This window comes from Mycobacterium sp., from assembly GCF_032159765.1.
In the GTDB taxonomy this organism is placed as follows: Bacteria; Actinomycetota; Actinomycetes; order Mycobacteriales; family Mycobacteriaceae; genus Mycobacterium.
In genome coordinates this window covers 1-2,502 of record NZ_JAVHWM010000057.1, presented here as the reverse complement: position 1 = coordinate 2,502, position 2,502 = coordinate 1, and the positions used below count along the sequence as shown (strand labels likewise).

3 protein-coding genes are annotated in these 2,502 nt (G+C 65.4%); 1 reads left to right on the top strand and 2 read right to left on the bottom strand.

Features of this window, described 5'->3' with window-relative positions; genetic code table 11:
* Nucleotides 1-8: 8 nt before the first annotated feature.
* Nucleotides 9-863, top strand: coding sequence for an alpha/beta hydrolase (locus QOH60_RS05775; protein ID WP_526418042.1), 855 nt, complete (start codon nucleotides 9-11; stop codon nucleotides 861-863).
* 106 nt (nucleotides 864-969) lie between these two features.
* Here the strand turns inward: QOH60_RS05775 and QOH60_RS05770 are convergent, their stop codons facing one another.
* A complete protein-coding gene (locus QOH60_RS05770) occupies nucleotides 970-1,587 on the bottom strand; it encodes an HdeD family acid-resistance protein (RefSeq protein WP_526418040.1) in 618 nt (205 codons plus the stop codon).
* Between the two features lie 156 nt (nucleotides 1,588-1,743).
* A partial coding sequence (locus tag QOH60_RS05765) for an amidohydrolase family protein (RefSeq protein WP_526418038.1) occupies nucleotides 1,744-2,502 on the bottom strand: 759 nt, incomplete at its 5' end.

The window sequence follows — 2,502 nt, the reverse complement described above, 5'->3', positions numbered from 1 at the left end:
CCCAGCGTCTGCCCAAACAGATCGTCACACCCGTCACGGTGCCGTTCATCCGCGCGGCCGAGCGCCTGATGTGGCGCCGGAATCCCAAGGACGTCGACGTATTGACCCTGGCTTCGGGGGTCGGAATTCGCCTGTTCCGTCCTCCAGGCGTGACGGGTCAGGCTCCGGCGCTGTTGTGGATCCACGGCGGCGGGTACGTGATCGGGAAAGCGGCACAGGACGACGTACTGTGTCGGCGCTACGCCCGCAAACTCGGCGCGACGGTCGCGTCGGTGGACTACCGGCTCGCGCCGGAACATCCCTACCCCGCACCGGTGGAGGACTGCTATTCGGCGCTGCAGTGGTTGGTTCGATTGCCGTCGGTCGATCCGTCACGAGTGGCGATCGGGGGTGCCAGTGGGGGCGGCGGCCTTGCCGCAGCGCTGGCTCTGCTCACCAGGGACCGCGGCGAAATCAACCTTGCCGCACAACTATTGGTGTACCCGATGCTCGACGACCGCACCGTCGACCGTAAAGGTCTGGAGAATCCCGGACTTCGGCTGTGGAACCAAACCAGTAACAAGTACGGGTGGATGGCCTACCTCGGCGGCGCGGACCCGGCGGTGGCCGTGCCCGCACGGCGCGAGGACCTCAGTGGGTTGCCGCCTGCGTGGCTGGGTGTCGGCACGTTCGACCTGTTTCACGACGAGGACCTTGCCTACGCCGAGCGACTGAAGGCCGCAGGTGTGCCGTGCGAAGTCGACGTCGTCCCTGGCGCATTCCACGGCTTCGACGGGATCGTGCCCAAAGCCCAAGTGTCGCAGTCGTTCTTCAAGAGCCAGTGCGCACTGCTGCGACGCACGTTCGAGCCTGCAGCGACCTAACCGCGCCCGTCGGTGGAGCAGGGCTCGGATGCCGTTGAGCTCGAGCAGCACAGGAATCACCGCCGCCGAACGCAGTGCTCGGCGGCGGTGAGGTGAAGGTGGCTCGCTACGCCGCTCTCGGCGCGCCCACTTTCACCGGTATTTCGCCACTTTCGCGCCGCGTCTGGAACGCCGACACGATCTCGAAGACACCGAGGGCGACCAGGAATGCGCTGGTGACCACGGCGAGCGTCACGATCGACGTGGCAGGCAGCAGCATCATGATGATGCCGGCCAGCACGGATACGATTCCGAAGAAGATGTCCCAGCCGCGCGCTGGCGCTTCGGCGTCGCTGATCGCCGCGACCGTCGTCGCGACTCCTCTGATGATGAAGCTGATTCCGATGTAGACGGCAAACAGCAGGATCGCGAACGGCTCGCCAAAGTAGCGGAAGGTCAGCACGGCAAGGATTACCGAGACGGCGCCGCTTATGAAGAGCACGGCGCGACCACCCCCCGATATTTCGGATGCCATCGCGATGAACAGTTGTGCGCCGCCGACAACAAGCAGATACAAGCCGAACAGGACCGTGGCGACAAGGACCGTCTTGCCTGGCCACATCAACATCAGTGCGCCGAGGACGATCGCCAACACCCCGGAGGCCAGCAATGCCTTCCATTTGTGTGGCAAGAGTTTCGAAGGGTCGGCGAACAGTGATTCCGGACGCCCCACCGCGTAAGTCACGAAGACCTCCCCGTTGATCGGTTGATTGAGTCTCAACAGCAGTCTCCTCCGCGGACCTGGCCACCGCGTGCGCCCGTCAGTACGAAATTCGTGCGTCTCATTGGTCTCCGGAGGATGACCGGCTCAGGCGCCCGCGATTCGCCACCGGCGGGAAACTCAAGCCCGTTCGAAGACGATCTCACCTGCGACGACGGTGGCGGCGACCATCTCGGCATCGAATTCGTCGAGCAGCACGTTCGGCGGAGCGACCAGTACGCAGAGGTCCCCGGGTTGGCCGCGTTGTATGCGCCGCGCTTCGGCCGGGTTGCCCGACGTCCCGAAGAACATCGTAAAAGCCTCACGCGCCGAGACACATTCATCAGGACCGAGTACCGCGCCGGTTGCAGTGGTGCGGCGAACTGCGGCCCGCATGCTGGCCCACGGATCGCCTTTGCCGAAGGGCATGTCGGTAGACAGCGCGACCTTCACCCCAGCGCTGCGCAGCGAGGCCAGCCGCCACAACTCGTGGTGTTCGTCGGCCGGGATGTCGGCCAGGTAATGGTCGCCGCGCTCGGCGATGAAGTTGGGCTGGGTCACCACCATGACACCAAGGTCGACCAGGTCGGCGATGTTGTCATCAGGCACGACGGCCGCGTGTTCGATACGGTCGTCCGGGTGAGTGCCCGCCGCGCGCAGCGCTGAGAGCGTCACGACAAGCTGGGCGGCCGTCACGCAGTGCACCGCGACAGGAGCGTCGGCGGCGTGGCGGTCGGCGATCCACGCGGTCAGTTCGTCGAGGTCGAGATCGCCGTCGTGCAGGATGCGCTTGCCAGGCGCCAGGCAGTGCACGCGCTGACGCAGCTCGCCGCGCCGGTGTGCCGCCAGCAATTTCACGATGTCACTGACTTCGAAGTCGGGTGTCGCGTCGGTGACGCC